16 protein-coding genes and 1 riboswitch are annotated in these 18,825 nt (G+C 47.3%); of the genes, 4 read left to right on the top strand and 12 right to left on the bottom strand.

Going from position 1 to position 18,825, the window contains the following annotated elements; genetic code table 11:
* Positions 1–226: 226 nt before the first annotated feature.
* Entirely contained in the window at positions 227–1,816 is a 1,590-nt protein-coding gene (locus NSS66_RS16185; RefSeq protein ID WP_053324470.1) for a DUF6359 domain-containing protein, read from the bottom strand.
* Between the two features lie 214 nt (positions 1,817–2,030).
* Positions 2,031–2,146: riboswitch (glycine riboswitch) on the top strand.
* Between the two features lie 211 nt (positions 2,147–2,357).
* On the opposite strand from NSS66_RS16185, the gene sdaAB reads away from it, so the two are divergent.
* Positions 2,358–3,047 (top strand): L-serine ammonia-lyase, iron-sulfur-dependent subunit beta, encoded by a 690-nt coding sequence (gene sdaAB, locus NSS66_RS16180; protein WP_013308430.1) that lies wholly within the window; start codon positions 2,358–2,360, stop codon positions 3,045–3,047.
* Positions 3,037–3,936 carry an L-serine ammonia-lyase, iron-sulfur-dependent, subunit alpha gene (gene sdaAA, locus NSS66_RS16175; protein ID WP_013308429.1) on the top strand — a complete coding sequence of 300 codons (900 nt, stop codon included), beginning with the start codon at positions 3,037–3,039 and terminating at the stop codon, positions 3,934–3,936. Before sdaAB ends, sdaAA begins: the two co-directional genes overlap by 11 nt.
* Positions 3,937–4,005: 69 nt before the next feature.
* Here the strand turns inward: sdaAA and NSS66_RS16170 are convergent, their stop codons facing one another.
* The 6 genes from NSS66_RS16170 to NSS66_RS16145 all read right to left on the bottom strand — a co-directional run bounded on the left by NSS66_RS16170 (position 4,006) and on the right by NSS66_RS16145 (position 10,719).
* Positions 4,006–6,342 carry an Ig-like domain-containing protein gene (locus NSS66_RS16170; RefSeq protein ID WP_023986671.1) on the bottom strand — a complete coding sequence of 779 codons (2,337 nt, stop codon included), beginning with the start codon at positions 6,340–6,342 and terminating at the stop codon, positions 4,006–4,008.
* A gap of 215 nt (positions 6,343–6,557) precedes the next feature.
* On the bottom strand, positions 6,558–7,718 hold the full coding sequence (locus NSS66_RS16165) for a serine hydrolase domain-containing protein (protein WP_339201322.1): 1,161 nt from the start codon (positions 7,716–7,718) through the stop codon (positions 6,558–6,560).
* 164 nt (positions 7,719–7,882) lie between these two features.
* Positions 7,883–8,344 carry a pyridoxamine 5'-phosphate oxidase family protein gene (locus tag NSS66_RS16160; RefSeq protein WP_075153601.1) on the bottom strand — a complete coding sequence of 154 codons (462 nt, stop codon included), beginning with the start codon at positions 8,342–8,344 and terminating at the stop codon, positions 7,883–7,885.
* Positions 8,345–8,415: 71 nt separating this feature from the next.
* Positions 8,416–8,640: a non-oxidative hydroxyarylic acid decarboxylases subunit D gene (locus tag NSS66_RS16155; RefSeq protein ID WP_339201319.1), complete on the bottom strand. Its 225-nt coding sequence runs from the start codon at positions 8,638–8,640 to the stop codon at positions 8,416–8,418.
* Between the two features lie 41 nt (positions 8,641–8,681).
* Positions 8,682–10,100, bottom strand: a complete 1,419-nt coding sequence (locus tag NSS66_RS16150; protein WP_028541240.1) for a non-oxidative hydroxyarylic acid decarboxylases subunit C — start codon at positions 10,098–10,100, stop codon at positions 8,682–8,684.
* Positions 10,101–10,128: 28 nt separating this feature from the next.
* The gene (locus tag NSS66_RS16145) at positions 10,129–10,719 is read right to left on the bottom strand and encodes a flavin prenyltransferase UbiX (RefSeq protein WP_339201318.1); all 591 of its coding nucleotides are present in this window, start codon (positions 10,717–10,719) and stop codon (positions 10,129–10,131) included.
* A gap of 160 nt (positions 10,720–10,879) precedes the next feature.
* Between NSS66_RS16145 and NSS66_RS16140 the strand changes: the two genes are divergently transcribed.
* Positions 10,880–11,785, top strand: a complete 906-nt coding sequence (locus NSS66_RS16140) for a LysR family transcriptional regulator (RefSeq protein ID WP_028541241.1) — start codon at positions 10,880–10,882, stop codon at positions 11,783–11,785.
* A gap of 72 nt (positions 11,786–11,857) precedes the next feature.
* On the opposite strand, the gene NSS66_RS16135 is transcribed toward NSS66_RS16140, so the two are convergent.
* From NSS66_RS16135 to NSS66_RS16115, 5 genes are all read right to left on the bottom strand, one after another.
* Positions 11,858–13,042, bottom strand: a complete 1,185-nt coding sequence (locus NSS66_RS16135) for a response regulator (RefSeq protein WP_023986665.1) — start codon at positions 13,040–13,042, stop codon at positions 11,858–11,860.
* A complete protein-coding gene (locus NSS66_RS16130; RefSeq protein WP_023986664.1) occupies positions 13,023–14,819 on the bottom strand; it encodes a sensor histidine kinase in 1,797 nt (598 codons plus the stop codon). Before NSS66_RS16130 ends, NSS66_RS16135 begins: the two co-directional genes overlap by 20 nt.
* A 30-nt stretch (positions 14,820–14,849) precedes the next feature.
* Positions 14,850–15,683 (bottom strand): carbohydrate ABC transporter permease, encoded by an 834-nt coding sequence (locus NSS66_RS16125; protein ID WP_370671150.1) that lies wholly within the window; start codon positions 15,681–15,683, stop codon positions 14,850–14,852.
* Positions 15,684–15,688: 5 nt separating this feature from the next.
* Positions 15,689–16,579, bottom strand: coding sequence for a carbohydrate ABC transporter permease (locus NSS66_RS16120; RefSeq protein WP_023986662.1), 891 nt, complete (start codon positions 16,577–16,579; stop codon positions 15,689–15,691).
* Positions 16,580–16,807: 228 nt separating this feature from the next.
* Positions 16,808–18,139: an extracellular solute-binding protein gene (locus tag NSS66_RS16115; protein WP_023986661.1), complete on the bottom strand. Its 1,332-nt coding sequence runs from the start codon at positions 18,137–18,139 to the stop codon at positions 16,808–16,810.
* Positions 18,140–18,433: 294 nt separating this feature from the next.
* On the opposite strand from NSS66_RS16115, the gene NSS66_RS16110 reads away from it, so the two are divergent.
* Positions 18,434–18,592 carry a hypothetical protein gene (locus NSS66_RS16110; protein WP_023986660.1) on the top strand — a complete coding sequence of 53 codons (159 nt, stop codon included), beginning with the start codon at positions 18,434–18,436 and terminating at the stop codon, positions 18,590–18,592.
* Positions 18,593–18,825 lie beyond the last annotated feature (233 nt).

The following is an 18,825-nucleotide window of genomic DNA, read 5'->3' as shown; positions in this document are numbered from 1 at the left end:
TAATTTGAATACATCCTATCACCAGTATATGGATATATCAATTAAGATTATGCTATCAACATCATTTAAAAAATCAATGATCCAGCAGTAGCGCGGCCTTTCTGGCACAAAATGTAATGAAATAACCAACCACAGGTTAATTTTCATCACAAAAAAAGTCGCCTGATCCCTCTGCAGGGATCAAACGACTAACTAATACCAGCTCACATTGAGCTTCTGGCGATAATTATGAAGCCGCTCCATAGGAGCCAGACTTGAACGTTCTAGGATCGTACCATTTGTAGCCTGCTGCTGGAGCAGACCAAGGCTCAGGCTGCGGTTCTGTGGAAGCCGCAGGCTCCTCAAATGGTAGAAGCTTCGTTGGCTGATCCAGAGTCAAACCTGCCACATCAGACAATTTCGTGTAGTCCTGCTTCCATGCAAGCCATTGAACCGTTTGCACCAGGAAGGTGGAATCATCCACTTCTTTAAAACCATCATATGTCTTCTTCGACTGTCCGTTTTCCTCACGCACATATTTCGGTGTAGCATCTTCTACAGGGGAAGAATCACCGATGAACGCTGCCTTGCCTTGACCTACCTTGGAGATAGCGGCATAAGGTCCTTCCGCACGGCCCCCGCCGTTATAAACTCCCTGGTCTACCGCATTACCCCATTTTTTCGTGCCTGAAGGGATATAAGCAATGCCTTTAGCCTTGGTAGGATCAATAATAGCCAGCGTAGATCCTGCATGCATTGCAATCGAGCGCACACCCTTGGTAATGCCGAAAGATTGATCTGCGGCTACAATGTCGGTAGCATTCACATCACCCAGCGCATTGTAACGGAAACGAACGCCAAAGTTGGCCGCCAGCCAATCGGAGCTTGTTAATCCTTGCATCGCCGGTGATGCAGCTTCTTCTGCAGTCATGCCCTTGGCCGGATTAGTATAGGCTCCACGACGGTAACCATTCATAACCTCGGAGGAATCCCAACGGTTTTTGTTACGGTCCGCATTATAATGATCGGAGATGAAGAAGACGCTCCCCCCGCTATTCACGTATTGCAGCAGGGCAGCCTGCTCGGATGCCTTAAAGGCAACATTCGCTTCACCAATAATGAACACATCATATTGGCGCAGCTTGTCATATGTTATGGCCTGCTCTCCATAAGTAAAAGGAATAGGACGATTCAATTGGTCTACCGTAAAGCCTACATTACGCAGTCCATTGGCAAAGTCGGAGAAGGCGCCTTCAATGACCCAATCTGCTGCACCAGCGGTCTGTGCGTGCGTATTATCGAACAGCACCTTTTTGCCTTTTCCATCCGGCAGTGTAGTACCGGGTTGACCCGGGTTGCCAGGTTCGCCTGGTTCCCCCGGCTCGCTTCCGCTCACCAGTTCAACAGCGCTTGGACTTTTCACTCCACCAAAATTATTGTAGGCGCCGAGTGTACCCGTCACACGAATTTTGCTGCCGATCAGCTCAGGATGGCCTGATAGCCCATATTGCCCTCTGTACGCTGAAGTCAGCTGTACATCCAACAGATTAGACGTATTACGTTCATTTGCCTGATCGGCAATCAGTACGTTAAAATCATTCGCGAACGGGGAAGAAAAGTTAGCCGTTTTCGATCCGGTAGCATGTCCGACGATGTAACCTTCCACCGTCACCGTACCTCCACTGCTTTGGCGCTGAAGTGCTTCGGCTACTGTCAATGCTCCCTCCGCCTTGACCTGACCGAATGGAACGAAGATCCCAATCAGCAGTGATACGATAGCTGCTAGATGCAACATCCCTTTTAAGCGTGAACCTGTGAATCGCAAGCCTTTTACCATACGTCAATATCCCTCCTATGATTTCCATAAATATACTTGTCCTTTATCAGATTAGCCGCCAATCTTCTAATTCCTTCCTGGTTTCATCCATAATTATGTAAATTTTAATCTTTTTTATTGGAAACGCACCTGTTTATGTAAAAATTAAACCTGTGATTGACACTGAGCACGGCATACATTACGCTAAGGAAGACATGTAGAACGGTATACGCGAATGAAGATGACGGGAGAGTCTGTCCAGGGAGCCTACACTCTGGCGGCACCGAAGGAGCAAGACGTCAGCACCCGGCTGACGGATAATCTCTCAGGTCCATGTATCGTCATCTGACGCAACTCTGGAGAGAGCGCAAGCCACCCAAGGGGTAAGGCGGTAAGAACACCGCACGAAACTCTCAGGTAACGAGGACAGAGATAAGGGAAACTTCCTTATCCTGTCCTTTTTTGTGCTCACATTGTGCGTCAGCATTAAGAACCGTCATAACCGCGCAAAGACGCGGAAATACCATATAGTATGGTATTAGAACATACAGGGGGCCACACCATGCGTTTCAAAGATGTATTTTCTATTATCGGTCCGGCCATGACCGGACCTTCCAGTTCACACACCGCAGGCGCGGTGCGGCTCGCACGCGTTGCCCGGCACTGGCTCGGGACGCAGCCTGACCGTGCCCGCATGACGCTGTACGGCTCCTTTGCCGACACGTATAAAGGACACGGTACAGACCTGGCGCTCATCGCAGGGCTGCTTAATTACGATACGGACGATCACCGGATTCCGGATGCCGAGCAATGGGCAGAGCAAGCCGGGATGGCCGTGGAATTCGCCGTCAGCGGACTCCCCGCGCCTCATCCGAACACTGTCCGTTTCGAGCTGTGGAAGGGCGAGGATCAGCGCACACTGTTGGGCTCCTCCATCGGCGGCGGCAGCATCCATGTCCAGCAGCTTAACGAATTCCGGGTCAATCTGACCGGGGAGCTGCCTACGCTGGTGCTTCTCCACTCGGATAAGCCCGGTACATTGGGCGCGATAACTTCAGCGCTGGGCGCGGCCCACATTAACATTGCCTATATGCACGTAGATCGCAAAGGCCGGGATGGTGAAGCACTCACCGCCATTGAAACGGACAGTTCTGCTCCAGCTGAACTGATTGCGGAACTGCGTTCTTTACCTCATATGTATGAAATTAAGATGATTAATTTGAAAAAAGGAGCTGAATCCGATGCGGTTTAGCCATCTGCATGAAATCAGCGCTTTATGCGCTGAAGAATCCACCACAATTGGCCGTTTGATGATTCAAGAGCAGGTACAAGAGACGAATACAACGGAGGAAGAAATCTTTCGCCAAATGTCTGATTATTATGAAGTCATGAAGGAAGCCGTTCATCGCGGTCAGACACAAGACACCGTATCCCGCAGTGGATTGACGGGCGGTGACGGCAAGCGCCTAGCCGAGTATCTGCGGTCAGGGGAAACCTGCTCCGGTGATGCCTCCGCGCTTGCCATGGCTTATGCCCTCTCCGTGTCGGAGGTTAATGCATCCATGGGTCGCATTGTGGCCACGCCTACCGCAGGCTCATGTGGGGTTATCCCTGGTGTGTTCATCAGTGCGCAGGAGCGGTTCGGCTGGGATGATGAGCATATGGTGAACGGCCTGTTCGCCGCTGGAGCCATTGGCTACGTGATCGCCAACAACTCCTTCATTTCTGGCGCGGAGGGAGGCTGTCAGGCTGAGATTGGTTCAGCTATCGGGATGGCTGCTGGCGCTATGGTCGAGCTGCGTGGTGGTACGCCTGAACAGGCTGTTCACGCCGTGGGCCTCGCTCTTAAGAACACGCTCGGCCTGATTTGCGACCCCGTCGCTGGACTCGTGGAGATTCCGTGCATCGTGCGCAACGGGCTGGGAGCCGTGACTGCGCTTGCCGCAGCGGATATGGCTTTGGCGGGTGTGCGCAGCGCTATTCCGTCTGACGAAGTCATTGACGTGATGCTTGAAGTCGGCAGTGCGATGCCGTCGAAGCACCGCGAGACCGCCAAAGGCGGCTTGGCCCAGACGCCGACTGGCAAGCGTTTGACCGAATCACTTACACGCAACACACCGACCAAGAAGGATAAGTCATAATTTATAAGCGGTAGCCTCCTTAAAAAAAGAGCAAGCATGTCGTCCTTGGACGTATGCTTGCTCTCTTTTTTACTGAACGGTTACCTGTATCTTCGTCATTTTACCTGCATATTTCACAGTAATTACTGCTTTGCCCTTGCCCTGTGCCTTAATGTTACCGTCTTTGACGGTCGCAACAACAATTCTGGACGAGGACCAGACAGCCGGTTTGGAAACATCCTTCTCCGACTCATCCTTATACGTGGCTGTAGCCGTAACCTTGGCCAGCTGTCCTGCCTTCAAATTCAAAGCAACTTCGTCTGTTTGCAGGTATTTAAGCGTATCAACATCCACGGGTACGCTGATTACCTTCCCGCCAAACTTCGCCTGAATGTTAGCTTTACCGTAGCTAACCGCAGTAACCTGACCCTTTTTAACAGTGGCTACCTTATAATTAGACGTTTTCCATTCAGCTTGGGTCGTAACGTCCTTTTCTTTACCATCACTCGATTTAACCACAATCGCAATGGTTTTTTGATCTCCAGATTTGAGCGATAGCGCGATTGCATCCGCTTCAATTTTTTGCGCTACGTCCACTTCTACCGTAAACGTAATGTTTTGCTTGCCATATGAAGCAGTCACCGTTGCCTTACCGCTACCATTCGCTTTGATCAAACCTTCGCTAACTTCAACCACTTTTACATTGCTAGTTGTCCAGGTGGCGTCCTTGGTTACGTCTGTTTTTGTACCGCCACTCTTAACTCCTGTTACTTTCAGCTGCTTCGTTTCCTGAGCACCAAGCGCAATTACACGCGAGTCTGTTTCCAGACGGTCTACAAGGCCTACTTGTACGTTAATCGTCAGTTTTTTGCCATTATAGGTCGCTGTAATAACCGCTTTACCAGCGGATTTACCCGTAATCGTTCCTTTGGACACAGAAGCAATATCTTCCGCGCTTGAAGCCCATTCTGCATCCTGTGTTACATCTTCCTTACGCCCATCCGCATAAGTAGCCGTCAAAGTTGCAGTATAGTCCTCATCAATATCAATCGTTGCCGTTTTGGAGGACAGAGACAGATCACCGGGTACATTTACGGATACCGTAGCTGTAACTGTTTTGCCACCATAAGAAGCGGTGATCGTAGCCTCACCTGTTTTATAACCCGTGACTTCTCCCGCACTGACAAAAGCGATATCTTCATTGCTGGACTTCCACTCTGCCTTACTTGTGATATCTTCTTCCGTACCTGTTACATACGTTGCGGTCAGCTTGAGCTTTTTGGATTCCTTGGCATTCAGGCTCAGCTTGTCCTCACTCAAATCCAAATATCTGGAGGTTTCGACATCTGTCTTGATCGAAACAGTCTTATCTCCATACTTAGCGGTCACCGTAGCCGAACCCGCTCCAATGGCCATAATCGTTCCCTTATTCACAGTCGCAATTTTTTCATCGCTTGATGTCCAAGTAGCTTTATCTGTGATATCCGTTACCGTCCCATCCGGATAAACGGCAGAAACTTGTATTTTTTTAGATTCATCCAGACGGAGAAAAATATTGGATTCGCTGGCTTTCAGCTTATTCGTTTGATCGACATCTACCGAAATCGTAGCGGACATCGTGCCATATTTACCTGTAATTGTCGCCTTTCCCGCGCTGTAGCCGGTAATGGTGCCTTTCAGTACATCCGCCACAGCTGCATTGCTGGAGCTCCATTCAGCGGACTCTGTTACGTCCTGTACCGATCCATCCGGGAACGTCGCCGTAAGTTTAACCTTCTCAGTATCCTTCAGCAAAAGAGAAACCTCTGATGAACTGACATCGAGACGTTTAACCTGCTCCACCTGCACAGCAATGGTTACGGTCTGTTGACCATATACGGCCTTAATATTGGCTGTACCTGCTCCCTGAGCGGTAACCAATCCGTTAACTACTGTGGCTACCTTTTGATTATCGGAGGTCCAAGTAGCATCACCCGAAACCTGAGCTGTTGTATTATCACTGTATGTCGCTGTCAAATCAACCTGTCCTGTACCGCTTGAACGCAAGTTCAGGCTTTGTACACTGGATGTCAGCGCCTTAACCTTTTTCGTTACATGTACCTGAACCGATTGCACCTTCTCTTTATAGGTCGCAACCACGGTGGCTTCCCCTTCAGCCTTGGCCGAAACTGTACCGTTATACACGGTAGCAATAGCTGTATTATCACTTTTCCAATCCGTGCTTACGGTTACATTCGAGGTTGTCCCATCGCTAAAAACAGCAGTAGCCGTCAACGCAGCCGTATCTCCCTGCTGCAAAGTTACCTCGTTAGAGGAAAGGACAATCTTGGAAAGCACCGCATCCGCAGCAGATGCAAACCCTGCATATGATGTAAAACTTGAAATCAGGATGACCAACGCCAGAAAACCGGACCATCTATTCTTCAAAATCTAATTCCCTCCCATTCCAAAACTTAAATTAAGGATTTCGCAAAATCCTTACACCTACGTTTTATGTCGTCATATGGAAAAGAATAGTTTAGGCTTCGAAGGAAATTTGGTCCTTATTAACTAGATCATTTCTGATAAAGATTAGACATTACAATTTGTGTAGCTTCAGAGCCATAGTGAAGAGTTTACCCAACAGACCCACAACCTCGCATTTACAAACAGCTATAAGCTGCTGCGCGAACTCTCAAATGATGGTATTCTTCCATATTAGGAGCCAGTTGGTGCATATAAACGACGGAGAATTGTTCGCTTGGATCTATAGAAACCCAAGTGCCTGCTACTCCCGTCCAGCCAAATTCTCCAATAGAACTATTTGCATGCCCAGCCGCTTTATCAATTAACGTGCGCACGCCCAGTCCGTAACCATAACCTGTATGATAAGAATTAGTAAAATCCAATAATTGATCTGTATTCAGATGATTGGTGCGCATTAAATCAATAGTTTTTCTCCCTAATAGCCTCACACCATCTACCATACCTCCATTCGACAGCATTTGTGAAAATATAAGGTACTCCTTAACTGTCGAATACAGACCTGCGCCCCCACTTTCATATATAGCATCGGGCTGATGATATTCATCCAAGAAACCCTCTATTTTTTCTAGCTCTCCGGCGTCTGTTCGTTGGTAAAAGGAGGCCATTCGCAATTCAATATCTCCACGATATCGGTAACCTGTATTGTTCATTCCAAGCGGATCAAATATTTCATCCTTTAGGAATTGCCCTAATGATTTACCTGAAATCACTTCAATAAGACCTGCAACCAGGTCATGTCCATATCCGTATAACCAGCGTGTTCCCGGCTCAAATGAAAGTGGAATCTCAGAAAGCGCTTTAATTTCTGTGCGCAGATCATATTTCCCCTGCTTTTCCTTTAACGTTCTAAGGACCTTTTGCATGGCCCGTCCTGTCTCTGAAGACTCGGAAGCATAGGGAAGACCCACACTCATATTGAATATATGCTTAATTAAAATGGGTTTCTCCGCCTTATCCACATAGGTGTATCCGTTAGGAGCGGTTTTGAATACATGCGCATTACGATATTCGGGAAAATATTCATACAAGGGCTCATTCAACAAAAATTGCCCGCGTTCGTACAGCATAAGTGCAGCCGTACAGACAACAACCTTTGTCATGGAAAACAAGCGATACACTGTATCCTCAGTGATTGGCTTTCGGGCTTCCAGATCAGCATATCCATGATATCCTTCATACAACACTTGACCATTCTGGGCAATGGCACAACCGCAACCTGCTGGCCCATTTGCTACGAAATGTTTCAATAGCTGATCTACCTTGTCAAAACGAGACATATTCATCCCTCCTATTTTTCCTTCAAAAGAAACAGGCTTCCCCTCGCGCTCTAATTTCCTGTTCCAACAAGCTCAGCGCGATCCCTTGTAAGCGCTTATTCCCCGCATTTATTTTAACGGTAAACTTGGTAAATACATAGATTATTTGTCATAATCAGATGGCTTTACATTAACAGCTCGGCCACCGTTTCCTTCCAGCGATGGATCACCAATTCCGGTTCCTTGAGACGGACCGTGACACCTGTCAAGATATCCGCATATTGGGCCGAATCTTCTCTGGCTGCAAAAACATGAGCCGCAAATCGCTCACGTACATGCTTGGCTTCGGGCAAAGCAGGCAGATGTTCCAGCGACAACCGCACATAATGCGCCTTCCCCCCGGTAAACACCGCAAGCGTCGCCTTCCCGGTACGAATCATGTTGCCCGTCGTGGTCGTGCCTGGCCATAGTGCCAGACGCAAATTCCCCTCGTCCAGCGCTACAACTTCGCCCACACTAATCATCGCTATGTGCGGCCACTGATCTTCCGTGACCGTCAGCAGCATCATTGCTTCATGCTGCTTGTCCTCCAATACCTTACCGTCCAGTAGCGTGAACAGTTCCTTACCGATCCTTGGTGTCTGCATGAAGTATAATCCCCTTTACATTTGGCCTATAACTTCAAAGTACCATAATTTACGGCTACTTACGAACGACCCTATATCCGCTCTGGAATAGGAGGAACATGAGCAGCATTCGGAATATCTTTGGGGTTTACCTTGAACGCCGATTTATACTTTGCTGGATCAGTAATGATATCCGGTTCTGAGGTCCGCCATGTGAACAGGCATACTGGGCACAACAAAACCTCCCAGGCGCCTTTAACTGGCGAGCGGGTAACAACCTCCGAACGATTAGATTCACAACGGGGACAAATATGCATCTGTCAGCACTCCTTTAATCTTTTTTTGTTTTTAAAAATATTCAACGAAGCATTTGGCTCAACTTTTTCTCCCATTCTGCTACACCCAACGGGGAATCGAGCGACTGCGAGTAATGTCCTCTAATATCCGGTGCTACAGGTGTCGTCGCATCCAATATCATTTTGTGCGTCATACCTGCCGGATCAGAGCCTGGGTCAAGCGGTAAAATAGACAAGCCAGGAACAATGACAGCATCATGCTTTGGATGAAGCTTGGTGGATAAAGCCCACATGACCTGCGGCAGATTGAACGGATCGACATCCTCATCCACCACAATGACCAGCTTGCAATACCCTAATCCATGCGGAGTCGTTAACGCACGCATTCCCACAGCCTTTGCAAAGCCGCCATACCGGGTTTTCGTGGAAATAATAGCGACCAGCCCATGCGTATACATGGCATTAACGGCTACGATTTCATTAGGAAAAGCATCCTTAAGCTGCTGAAACAACGGTACACTTGTATTCACACCGATCATATAATCCGTTTCCGTCCAAGGCATCCCGATGTACAGATGCTCAAAGATAGGCTGTTTGCGGTGATATACACGATTAATCTGAATGACTGGCATCGCGCGACCGCCGGAATAGTGACCTGTGAATTCACCGAATGGACCTTCATACTCACGTTCACCTGCTAACACTTCGCCTTCCAAAATGACCTCGGCTCCCCAAGGCAGATCCAGATCTGCATTCTTCGCTTTGACCACACGATAAGGCTCACCCTGAATGGCGCCCGCCATCTCATATTCGGATTGATCGTACAGCAGCGGCGTAGAAGCAGCCGTTGTAATCACAGGCTCACATCCGAGGGCAATAGCCACCTTCAGATTTTCGCCGCGCTCCTCAGCCTGACGGATATGGATCGCAATATCATGCTGTGGTACAGGCTGGATGCCCAAACGGTTCTTGCCTTTTACCTGCATCCGGTACAAACCGACATTTTGCTTACCGTAGGTGTCCGGGTCATCCAGATCGCGTGAAACTAGAATTGCTTTATCCAGATAAAACCCTCCGTCCCCCTGATTCAAACGAAACAACGGCAAAATATCAAACAAATTAATATCCTCTGTAATCTCGACTTCATGAAAAGGAGCGGTTTCTTCCCGCTTCACGGGCACCGGAAATTGTTCATAGCGTCTGGCAAATTCAAAAAACTGCTCCTTGAGCGGCGTGTTTTTGGGCATTCCCATCATGAGGGCATGATTGGGCCAGGAGCCCATCACATTCATTGCAATACGAGCATCCGTATATCCATAGATGTTGTTGAAAAAGAGAGCAGGCGTCTTATCTCCAAGATTGTTTAATGCTCTGTTAGCTGCTGCGAGGTCCGGCTCCGGCTTTACCTCATCGCTGATCGTGAGTAATTGTCCCTCCTTTTCCAAGGTGTGTAGAAAATCGCGAAAGTCTTTATAAGCCATCCTTCATTCTCCTTCGTCTTTCGATTTCTCAATTCTGGTGCAGACTGGAGTCAGTCTGCTTCATTCCATCCCAACGTTTGGCTGCAGTTGTGACAATACCGAACTGATCCAATGCGCGAAAAACAATATGATCCACCAATTCCTCGATACTTGCAGGATGATTATAAAAGGCAGGCATCGGCGGCAGGATCATCACGCCCATACGTGACAGCTCCAGCATATTTTCCAGATGGATACTGCTTAATGGTGTTTCCCTGGTCATGAGCAGCAGCTTCTTTCGCTCCTTCAGCATCACATCCGCTGATCGGGTAAGCAGGTTGTCCGCCATACCTATACGAATAGAGGCAAGGGTCTTCATGCTGCAAGGAGCGACGACCATGCCGTCTACTCGAAAGGAGCCGCTGGAAATACGCGCAGCCTGATCCTTATACGAGTAGACTGCATCCGCCATTGCCTCCACTTCCTTCACCGTGTAGCCTGTCTCATAGGGAATGTTCGCAATAGCCCACGGGGATAGCACCAGATGGCTTTGGACTCCAGCCTCTCGTAATTGTTGTAATATACGGATACCAAAGATCGACCCTGTCGCTCCCGATATTCCTACAATGATTTTCTTCATATGTCCCCTCCTTCCATCCCATCGTTTTATGTTCACCCATGCATTACTGTCAAAAATTATACGCCCGTTCCTTGCACACGAAAAATATATATAATATATGGAATACATACTTTAAAAGTATTCAAATTGAAGCGTTGTTTAGAAATAAGGAGGAATCCCAATGGACATGAAGCATCTGCATTACTTTTGCGTCATCGTGGAGGAAGGGCAAATCACCAAGGCCGCCAAAACGCTCAACATGGCCCAGCCTCCGCTGAGTCAACAACTCAAAAATATGGAGGACGAGCTTGGCGTAAAGCTGATTTACCGTGAAGGAAAGAAGTGGGAGGTAACCGAGGCCGGATATACACTGTATACACGCGCCAAGCGATTATTGGCTGAAATGGAGGACACCTGTAGAGAAATTGGGGAGTTTGAAAACAAAGTAACCGGCACACTTGCTATAGGCACGTCATCCGCCTGTATGTCTCTGATTACTGAACAACTCAGCCGCTTTCATCAGGATTTTCCAGAGGTATACGTTAAAATAGGACACGGAGACACACATCATCTGGAAGAACTGCTGCACCAAAATAAAGTGGATCTGGCCCTGCTGCTGCTTCCGGTAGATGACAAATCGTACCATACGATTGAACTGGAGGGCGTTTCTTTTGTTGCGGTTCTTCCGTGTGAATGGGCAGATCGCCATCCCAGTGGGGAAATTACATTACAGGAAGCTGCCAGCTATGACCTCTTGTTGGGACGCCGAACAGAAGGACACGGACTATACGAAACCGTCATCCGCAAATTTCAGGAACACCATCTTATTCCGCGCGTCGTACTGGACTGTCCTGAAATATCGACCATTCTCTCACTCGTTTCCACAGGCATGGGAATTACTATCATTCCAGACGCTGGCTTGGGACAAGAATACGGGGACAGATTTCGCACACTCTCCATTAAGGAGCCATTCCCCTTCACACGGCCTGCCGTCGTATGGCGCAAGGATCGTTATTTATCCAATGCAGCTCGCAAATTTGTTGAACTGCTACAAGCTGGAGACACGAAAAAGACTGCTCCCGAGTAGATGCTCTACCGCTCTACTCCTGAAACAGTCTGATGCTTGAAGAACTTCCTTCATTCGGTCGTTGATACCGCCTTATTTGACTCCCTGATGTCTATACTCGGTTGGAGTCATTCCACATTTGCGCCGGAATACCTGTGTAAAATGCCTCATATCCTGATAGCCGATCCGCTCTGAAATATCAGCCAGCCGCAGATGAGGATCACTGAGCAGCCGCTTCGCCTCCTCCATACGCAAGCAAATGACGTAATCCTTGTAGCCTTGTCCCGTCTTTTGCTTGAATAACTGGCTGAAATACACCGGATTCAAAAATACGATTGAAGCCACCTTCTCCAGCGACAGCTCCTCTGTAAAGTGAGCCCGAATGTATTGCAATGCCACATCTACCGTATGCATGCCTTTGCGGAGACATTCTCCTGTATCCGCTGCTGCGGCTGCAATCTCCTCTGGCGTACGTCTTAGTCGCGCCACCTCTTCAGGTATGGAGGCAAAATTGTGATGAACACCCGAACGTGTAATTTGTAGGGGCACCTTCACATAACGCTTCAAATGGGATTCGAGCAACGTCTCTAGCCGTGCGGCCTCTGCCTCATCTCTTACCCTTGCAATGCCCAGCAGACTATGGCGGTCTAGACTGACGACAAAGCCGCTGCCTCCTGCCTCAATGAGCTCGGACAGTACATTTTCAATCATAAAATGCTCCAGATGTGTCTGCTTGTGATCAGGTTCCATGCGAACCATGAAGAGATGGAATTCCGGATAATTTTCGACAAAAGGCTGTATATCCAGCTTGCCCGTATCCAGTCCAAGGGCATAGCGTTGGAAAACGGCTTCACGCAAATAAACCATATTGGATTTGAGAAGCCTACCCTCGTTCGCCTGCTGCGAGGCCACAAGCGCTTCGGCTGCCAGTATTTCAATGCACTCCAGCAGCTTTTTTTTACCAATCGGCTTTAACAGGTAGTCTTTGGCACCCAGCTTTACTGCTCTTTGTGCATAATGGAAGTCGGAATGGGCCGAAATGACAACCCACTGCAGATGAGGATGCTTTCGCTTAGAAATACGCATGAATTCCAGACCATCCATACCGGGCATCAGGATATCAGTTAATACAATATCTACAGGATGCTCCGCCAGAATGCCTGCTGCCTCCTCGGTGGAAGCAGCGAGATGAATGCCGCAGGTTGGTAGAGCTTGGCCAATGGTACGCCGAATCCCCTGCCGAATCATATTTTCATCGTCAGCTATCAGAATATTCATGTTTCTCCTCCTTCTGTGGCAGAGGCACACTTACAGTGGCTGTTGTTCCGGCCCCAGGTGCGCTAGAGATCCGTAGGCCGTACTCTTCTCCGAACATGTGCCGTAGCCGTAAATTTAGGTTTTGCAGGCCGATGCCTCCCGCCTGCCCGCTGCCCGCCTGTTTGCCGGGTTCTGCCAAAGCGACCTGGACCACCTCCCATCGTTCGTACTCCATCCCTGCACCGTTGTCGATGATGTGCAGGCTCAATACACCGTCATATTCCTCCGCTCTGACGAGCAGCTTGCCACCTGTATCCGCATGAAGAGGCTCCAGTCCGTGCTTCACTGCATTTTCAATCAATGGCTGTAAGGTCATTTTCGGCAGGCGGATATCCATCCATCGTTCATCAATGCTAATGTCTACAGATACCCTACCCTCCAGCCGAGTTTGAATAATGGTGAGATAGTGCCCAACCTGCTCCACTTCTTCACGAAGGCTTACATCGGCCCCCTCTTCCCAATGGCTGCTGTAACGGAACATATGGGATAAGGAGAGAACCACCTCTCCGAGCTGATCTTGTCCCTTTTCATCCAGCATCCAATAGATCATATCCAGCGTATTATACAGAAAATGTGGATTGACCTGCGTCTGTAGCGCGTGCAGCTCCGCATTTTTTTCACTGACCGATGATATACGCACCAGCTCGATTAGCTCTGCAATCCGTCTTACCATATGGTTAAAAGAGGTAGCTAGTTGGTTGATTTCTTCATAGGATTTGGTGTTTACCGTATGACGGAAATTTCCTGTCTCTACCCGCTTCATTTCCCGAATGACTCGCTTGAGTGGAAGGGAAATGCCTCTGGAGACGATAGATGCAATTAACGCCGACACAATAATAAGTATAGGTGCCACGATAAATAAGTACCTTTGATTTTGCACCAACTCCACGTTCAGATCCTCACTAGGTGTCACACTAATCACAGACCAGTCGGCAAACGGCAACTTGGAAGCGATTACAACTCTTTCATTACTTCGATTTACAATAACATCCTCCTCCGGTACCTGCTGCTCTAGATTTTGCAAATCCGGTGGCGGATCAGAGGAAGTGGCCGACACAATTCGATTTTCATGACCCAACAAATATACCTGACTATTGGTGCCTAACCGCAAATTGTGGAGAGCGGACAAAACAGAACGCGGCTCAGCCTCAAACAGGACAATACCAATCGGCTTGTGTTCATCCAGATCATAGAGCTGCCGTCCAAACGCAAACACGGGTCTGGTTTCCACCTGATCAATGACAGAGTGAGGATACACGCCCAGCCATGCAATTTTGCCCGCCGACTTTCGAATTTCCTTATACCATTCCGTATGTTCGTAATGAGTATCAATGACATTCATATAATTGCCATAGTTATATACCTTGCCTGTGTCTGTGATGACATGGATGCCAATCAGATCCTCACGCGAATAATAGATAGCGCCCAGAATATTCGTAATCGTACGTTCGTTGATGTAATTGACAGCAGGTAAATCACTACTATCCGTCGTCAACAGACGAACCAAATCCATATTGTTGCTGATCGATTTGGAGAGACTGTTATAGCTGCCGAGTAGCAATTCGAACAGGCCTGCCGTCTGGGATACATTTTTACGCGCCAGCTCGCTGACCTTATCATGGAACTGCACCGTAGTACGGTTGTAAAATAATAGACTGACCGCCAGCACAATGCCGGACATGCTCAACAGGAACAGAACAAACAAGCGGTATTGAATGGATTGAAAACGGCGCAGCATACCTCCGTGCGCTCCTTTCGCATCGGCCGCCTATCCTTTAACCGCTCCCGCAACCATGCCCTTGGTGATATTTTCGGACAGAACAAAATAAATAATAATGACCGGTAAGGCACCCATGACTAGAAAAGCACCAATATTACCGTAGTTCACAGAATACTGGCTGACGAACGTATATACGCCGAAAGGGAGAGTTTTGAGCTTCTCGGACGAGATAAAGGTGGCAGCCATAATGTATTCATTCCAGATGTTAATGAAAGTTAAAATACATACCGTCATGATAGGCGGAATCGAGATGGGTAAGATTACACTGCGGAAAATACGATAAATGCTTGCTCCGTCAATGTAAGCGGATTCTTCAATTTCGTGGGGAATGGACCGCATAAAGCCGGATAGGATGAAGACCGCAATCGGTGTCTGAAAAGCAATGTAGGGTAAAATCAGTGAGAAATACGTATTCAGAATATGGACGTTTTTAAACATCACCATCAGCGGCAGCAGCGTAGCTTGCATCGGGATCATCATCCCGATCAGAAACAAAGTCAGCACAACAGCCCCGAAGCGCCAACGAAAACGTGTAATCGCATAAGCAGCCATTGAGCTTAACAAAATGACGAAAATCATCGTAACCCCAGTCACCAGTACACTGTTTCCTAAATAACGCAAGTAGCTCCCTGATTCATAGGCTTCCTGATAGTTGTGCCACTGGGGCACTTGAGGGAGTGCAAAGAAGCTTGAGCTCAATATCTCTTCATTCGTCTTCAACGAATAGGTCAGCAGCCAAAAGAGTGGATACAGCTGCGTGACAATTAAGATTGCCAATAAGGAAAAGACTCCCGTTTTTTTTAAGGCATTCAACAGTTCCATCTCCTTTAGCTTACCTTATTTTCGATTCGTTTGAAAACAAAATTTATCACAATTGTAAATGACAAGCAAATCACTACGAGAATTGAAGCTAATGCGCTGCCATATCCGTATTTCATCGATAAAAAGGACATATTGTACATATACGTAGATACTGTATCCGTTGCATGAGCTGGTCCTCCACCCGTCATCACCCAGATCAAATCAAACGATTGCAGGGAGCCGATAAATGCTAATACAATTGATATCTTGAAAATAGGTACAATGAGCGGCAGCGTAATATAGCGGTCTGCTTTGAATCCTTCAGCTCCATCAATTTTGGCTGCTTCGTACAGCTCATTCGGTATATTTTGTACACCGGTAAACTGGATAAGTAAATGATAGCCAAAATACTGCCACAACGATACAAAATAGAGGGCGTACATCGCTATCTGCGGTTCCGTCAGCCATGAGCGCGTCCAGCTTTCCAGCCCAATCGCCAGCAAAATACCGTTCAGCATTCCACCCATCGAGGCTGGATTATAGATCGTCTTCCACAGCTGCCCGATAATAACCACCGACAGAATAACCGGCAGAAAATACATCGTTACCAGCGTATTGGCCTTACGCACATAGCGATTAAGCAAGATCGCCAGCAGCAGACAGAACGGAATTTCCAGCATGGAAAACACAGCGAACATCATAGTCCGTTTCACGGACGGCCAGAACACTGAATCTGCTGTAAAAATCCGTTCAAAATTAGCCAGCCCCACGAACTTTGCCTCGGCGATTCCGTTCCAATCCAGCAATCCGCAATACACCGACACCAGAATCGGAACAAATACCATACAGGTATACAACAACAGGCAGGGTAGCACGAAAACGGCAATGGTACGTGCTGGCACCTTCAGTACATTCATGCTCTAATCTCCTTTGTGTTGATTCTGAACATCTTCTGAGGATGCACAACCTACATGATTTCCAATCAGGGAAAGAGCACTCTGCCCCCTCCCTAGTGTCAGCTACTTCAGGATTTTGCAAAATTCGATTCCAGTCGCTCCAAAGTTCAATATCTAGACGAACTAGGCCATTTCGATCTATATATTGTTCATTGGGAGTCGCTTATTGGATTTTTGCAAAATCCTCACTTATTTATTCGCTTCAAAAGTGTTCTGATGTTCCTTGGCAACTTGTGCAGAGTCTTCTTTTTGCACGAACAGGTTTTGAATGCTACTCAGATGCGCCTGCGCAATAGCCGGATTCATCGTATTATCAAAAGCGAGATCGCCCCCTTTTACATTCTTGAACAGCTCATTAAGACTAATCGCTAACTCGGAGTAGCCCGCTTCCTTCAGATCACCTTTCATTTTCTGACCACTGCCAATCGCATTTTTCAGATCAAACTGAATTTTGGGCATCTCCGTAATAAAATAGTGCAGAAAATCCTTCGTCTCCTGTAAATGTTCACTGTTCGCAGATACCGCAAATGCGCTGCCCGGCGCAATTACATACTCATTCACATCACCCTTGCCATTCACCGTAGGGAATTGAAACGCTCCTACCTTACCCGCTACCGAAGAAGCATCAATAGACCCCGTTTCCCATGTACCCATGATATACATCGCGGCTTTTCCTGTTTTAAAAATATTACCACCTGCATTGTAGTCAATAGATGTAGCTCCATCCGGGAAAGCTCCTGCCTGCACCAATTCCTGAAATGCATCCACCGCTTCCACAAAAGCTGGGTCGTTAAACGTCTTTTTACCGTCCAGTACATCATTGAGAAAATTCGGCCCTTCATTTGTACGCAACAAAATATTCATAAAAAGGAGGGAACCCGTCCATGAATCCTTTTCCCCAATGGCAATCGGAGTAATTCCCTTCGCCTTCAACGTCTTGACCGTCGTAATCAGCTCGTCAAAGGTGGTCGGCAACTTCTGGATTCCCGCCTGCTTGAACAGTTCTTTATTGTAAAACACCACTTCTATATTGTTACCGTCCGGAAAAGCATAGAGCTTATCGTCGAAGCTATAGTAATTAAGAAGTCCATTCTGAAACGTATCTTTTAACCCCTCTTTATCAGCCACATCGTTTAATGGAGCCAGCAGCCCGGCATCTACGAATGGCTTCATCTGTGCAGCTGGGTTTACAATCGTGATATCAGGTACTTCCTTCGCCGCTGCCTGTGTTTTCAGCTTAAGCTTTTGTTGATCTGTATTTAGCGAATCCAATTCAATTTTGACATGAGGATGATCCTGCTCGTATTGACCTACAATTTGCTTAATCATTTTGTACGAAGGGGTGCTCGGATCAGGATTAATGTTCTGAAAGGTAATCGTAACATCTTTCGTTGCGGTGCCTCTGCTCGGTTCTCCTGAATTTCCCGGACTTGCGCTTTGTCCGTTATTACAAGCTGCCAGCGTCAATGCCAAGGCGCTCGCCATCACAATGGCAAACGCTTTCATTTTTGTTCTGCTCATGGTCTTTTTCCTCCTCTTGTTGAAGCATTGCGCAATTTGCCCTCCTTATTGGTGGACACTCAATGCCCGCTTGTTCTTTTCATTATGTTCCATAGAAAAGACGTGAACAATGCGTGAACTTAAGGAGAAGGGTTTGTTTTTTCAAGCCCTCATTTGCGTGCTTCAAAATTCATTCATATCATAACTTGCAATTTATCTAGAACACAGGCATAATATGAATAAGATCATAGTTTGATAATGATTATCATTATTAAATGATAAATACACATAGACTTTAAAGGAGGCAGGACCGCAGTGAAAGAAACTTTTAATAAAACCTCCCTGCATATTGATGATTATTTGGATCTTCTCAATCTTGCCGTACAAGTCGGAGATACAAAGTGGCAAAAAGAAATTACCCGTAAACTTCAAACCTTGAGTGTCCTTCAGACAGAACAGGTTGAAATAGATTAACTTCCCCAGTTAATACTGTCCTCAGTTAAAAATGCTGACTAAGCACCACTATACAAAGGACAACCAGGATACCATACAACTTTTGACCGAATCCACGATAATGATCTTTCATGTGAATGATAAATGAATCGGTTATAGGAAAAAGAGCACAGCCCGTTAAGGCTGTGCTCTTTTATCTTGCTTGGCGACGTCCTACTCTCCCAGGACCCTGCGGTCCAAGTACCATCGGCGCT

The sequence above is a fragment of the Paenibacillus sp. FSL R10-2748 genome (assembly GCF_038005565.1).
Lineage (GTDB): Bacteria > Bacillota > Bacilli > Paenibacillales > Paenibacillaceae > Paenibacillus > Paenibacillus polymyxa_B.
This window is presented reverse-complemented; position numbering and strand designations above follow the sequence as displayed.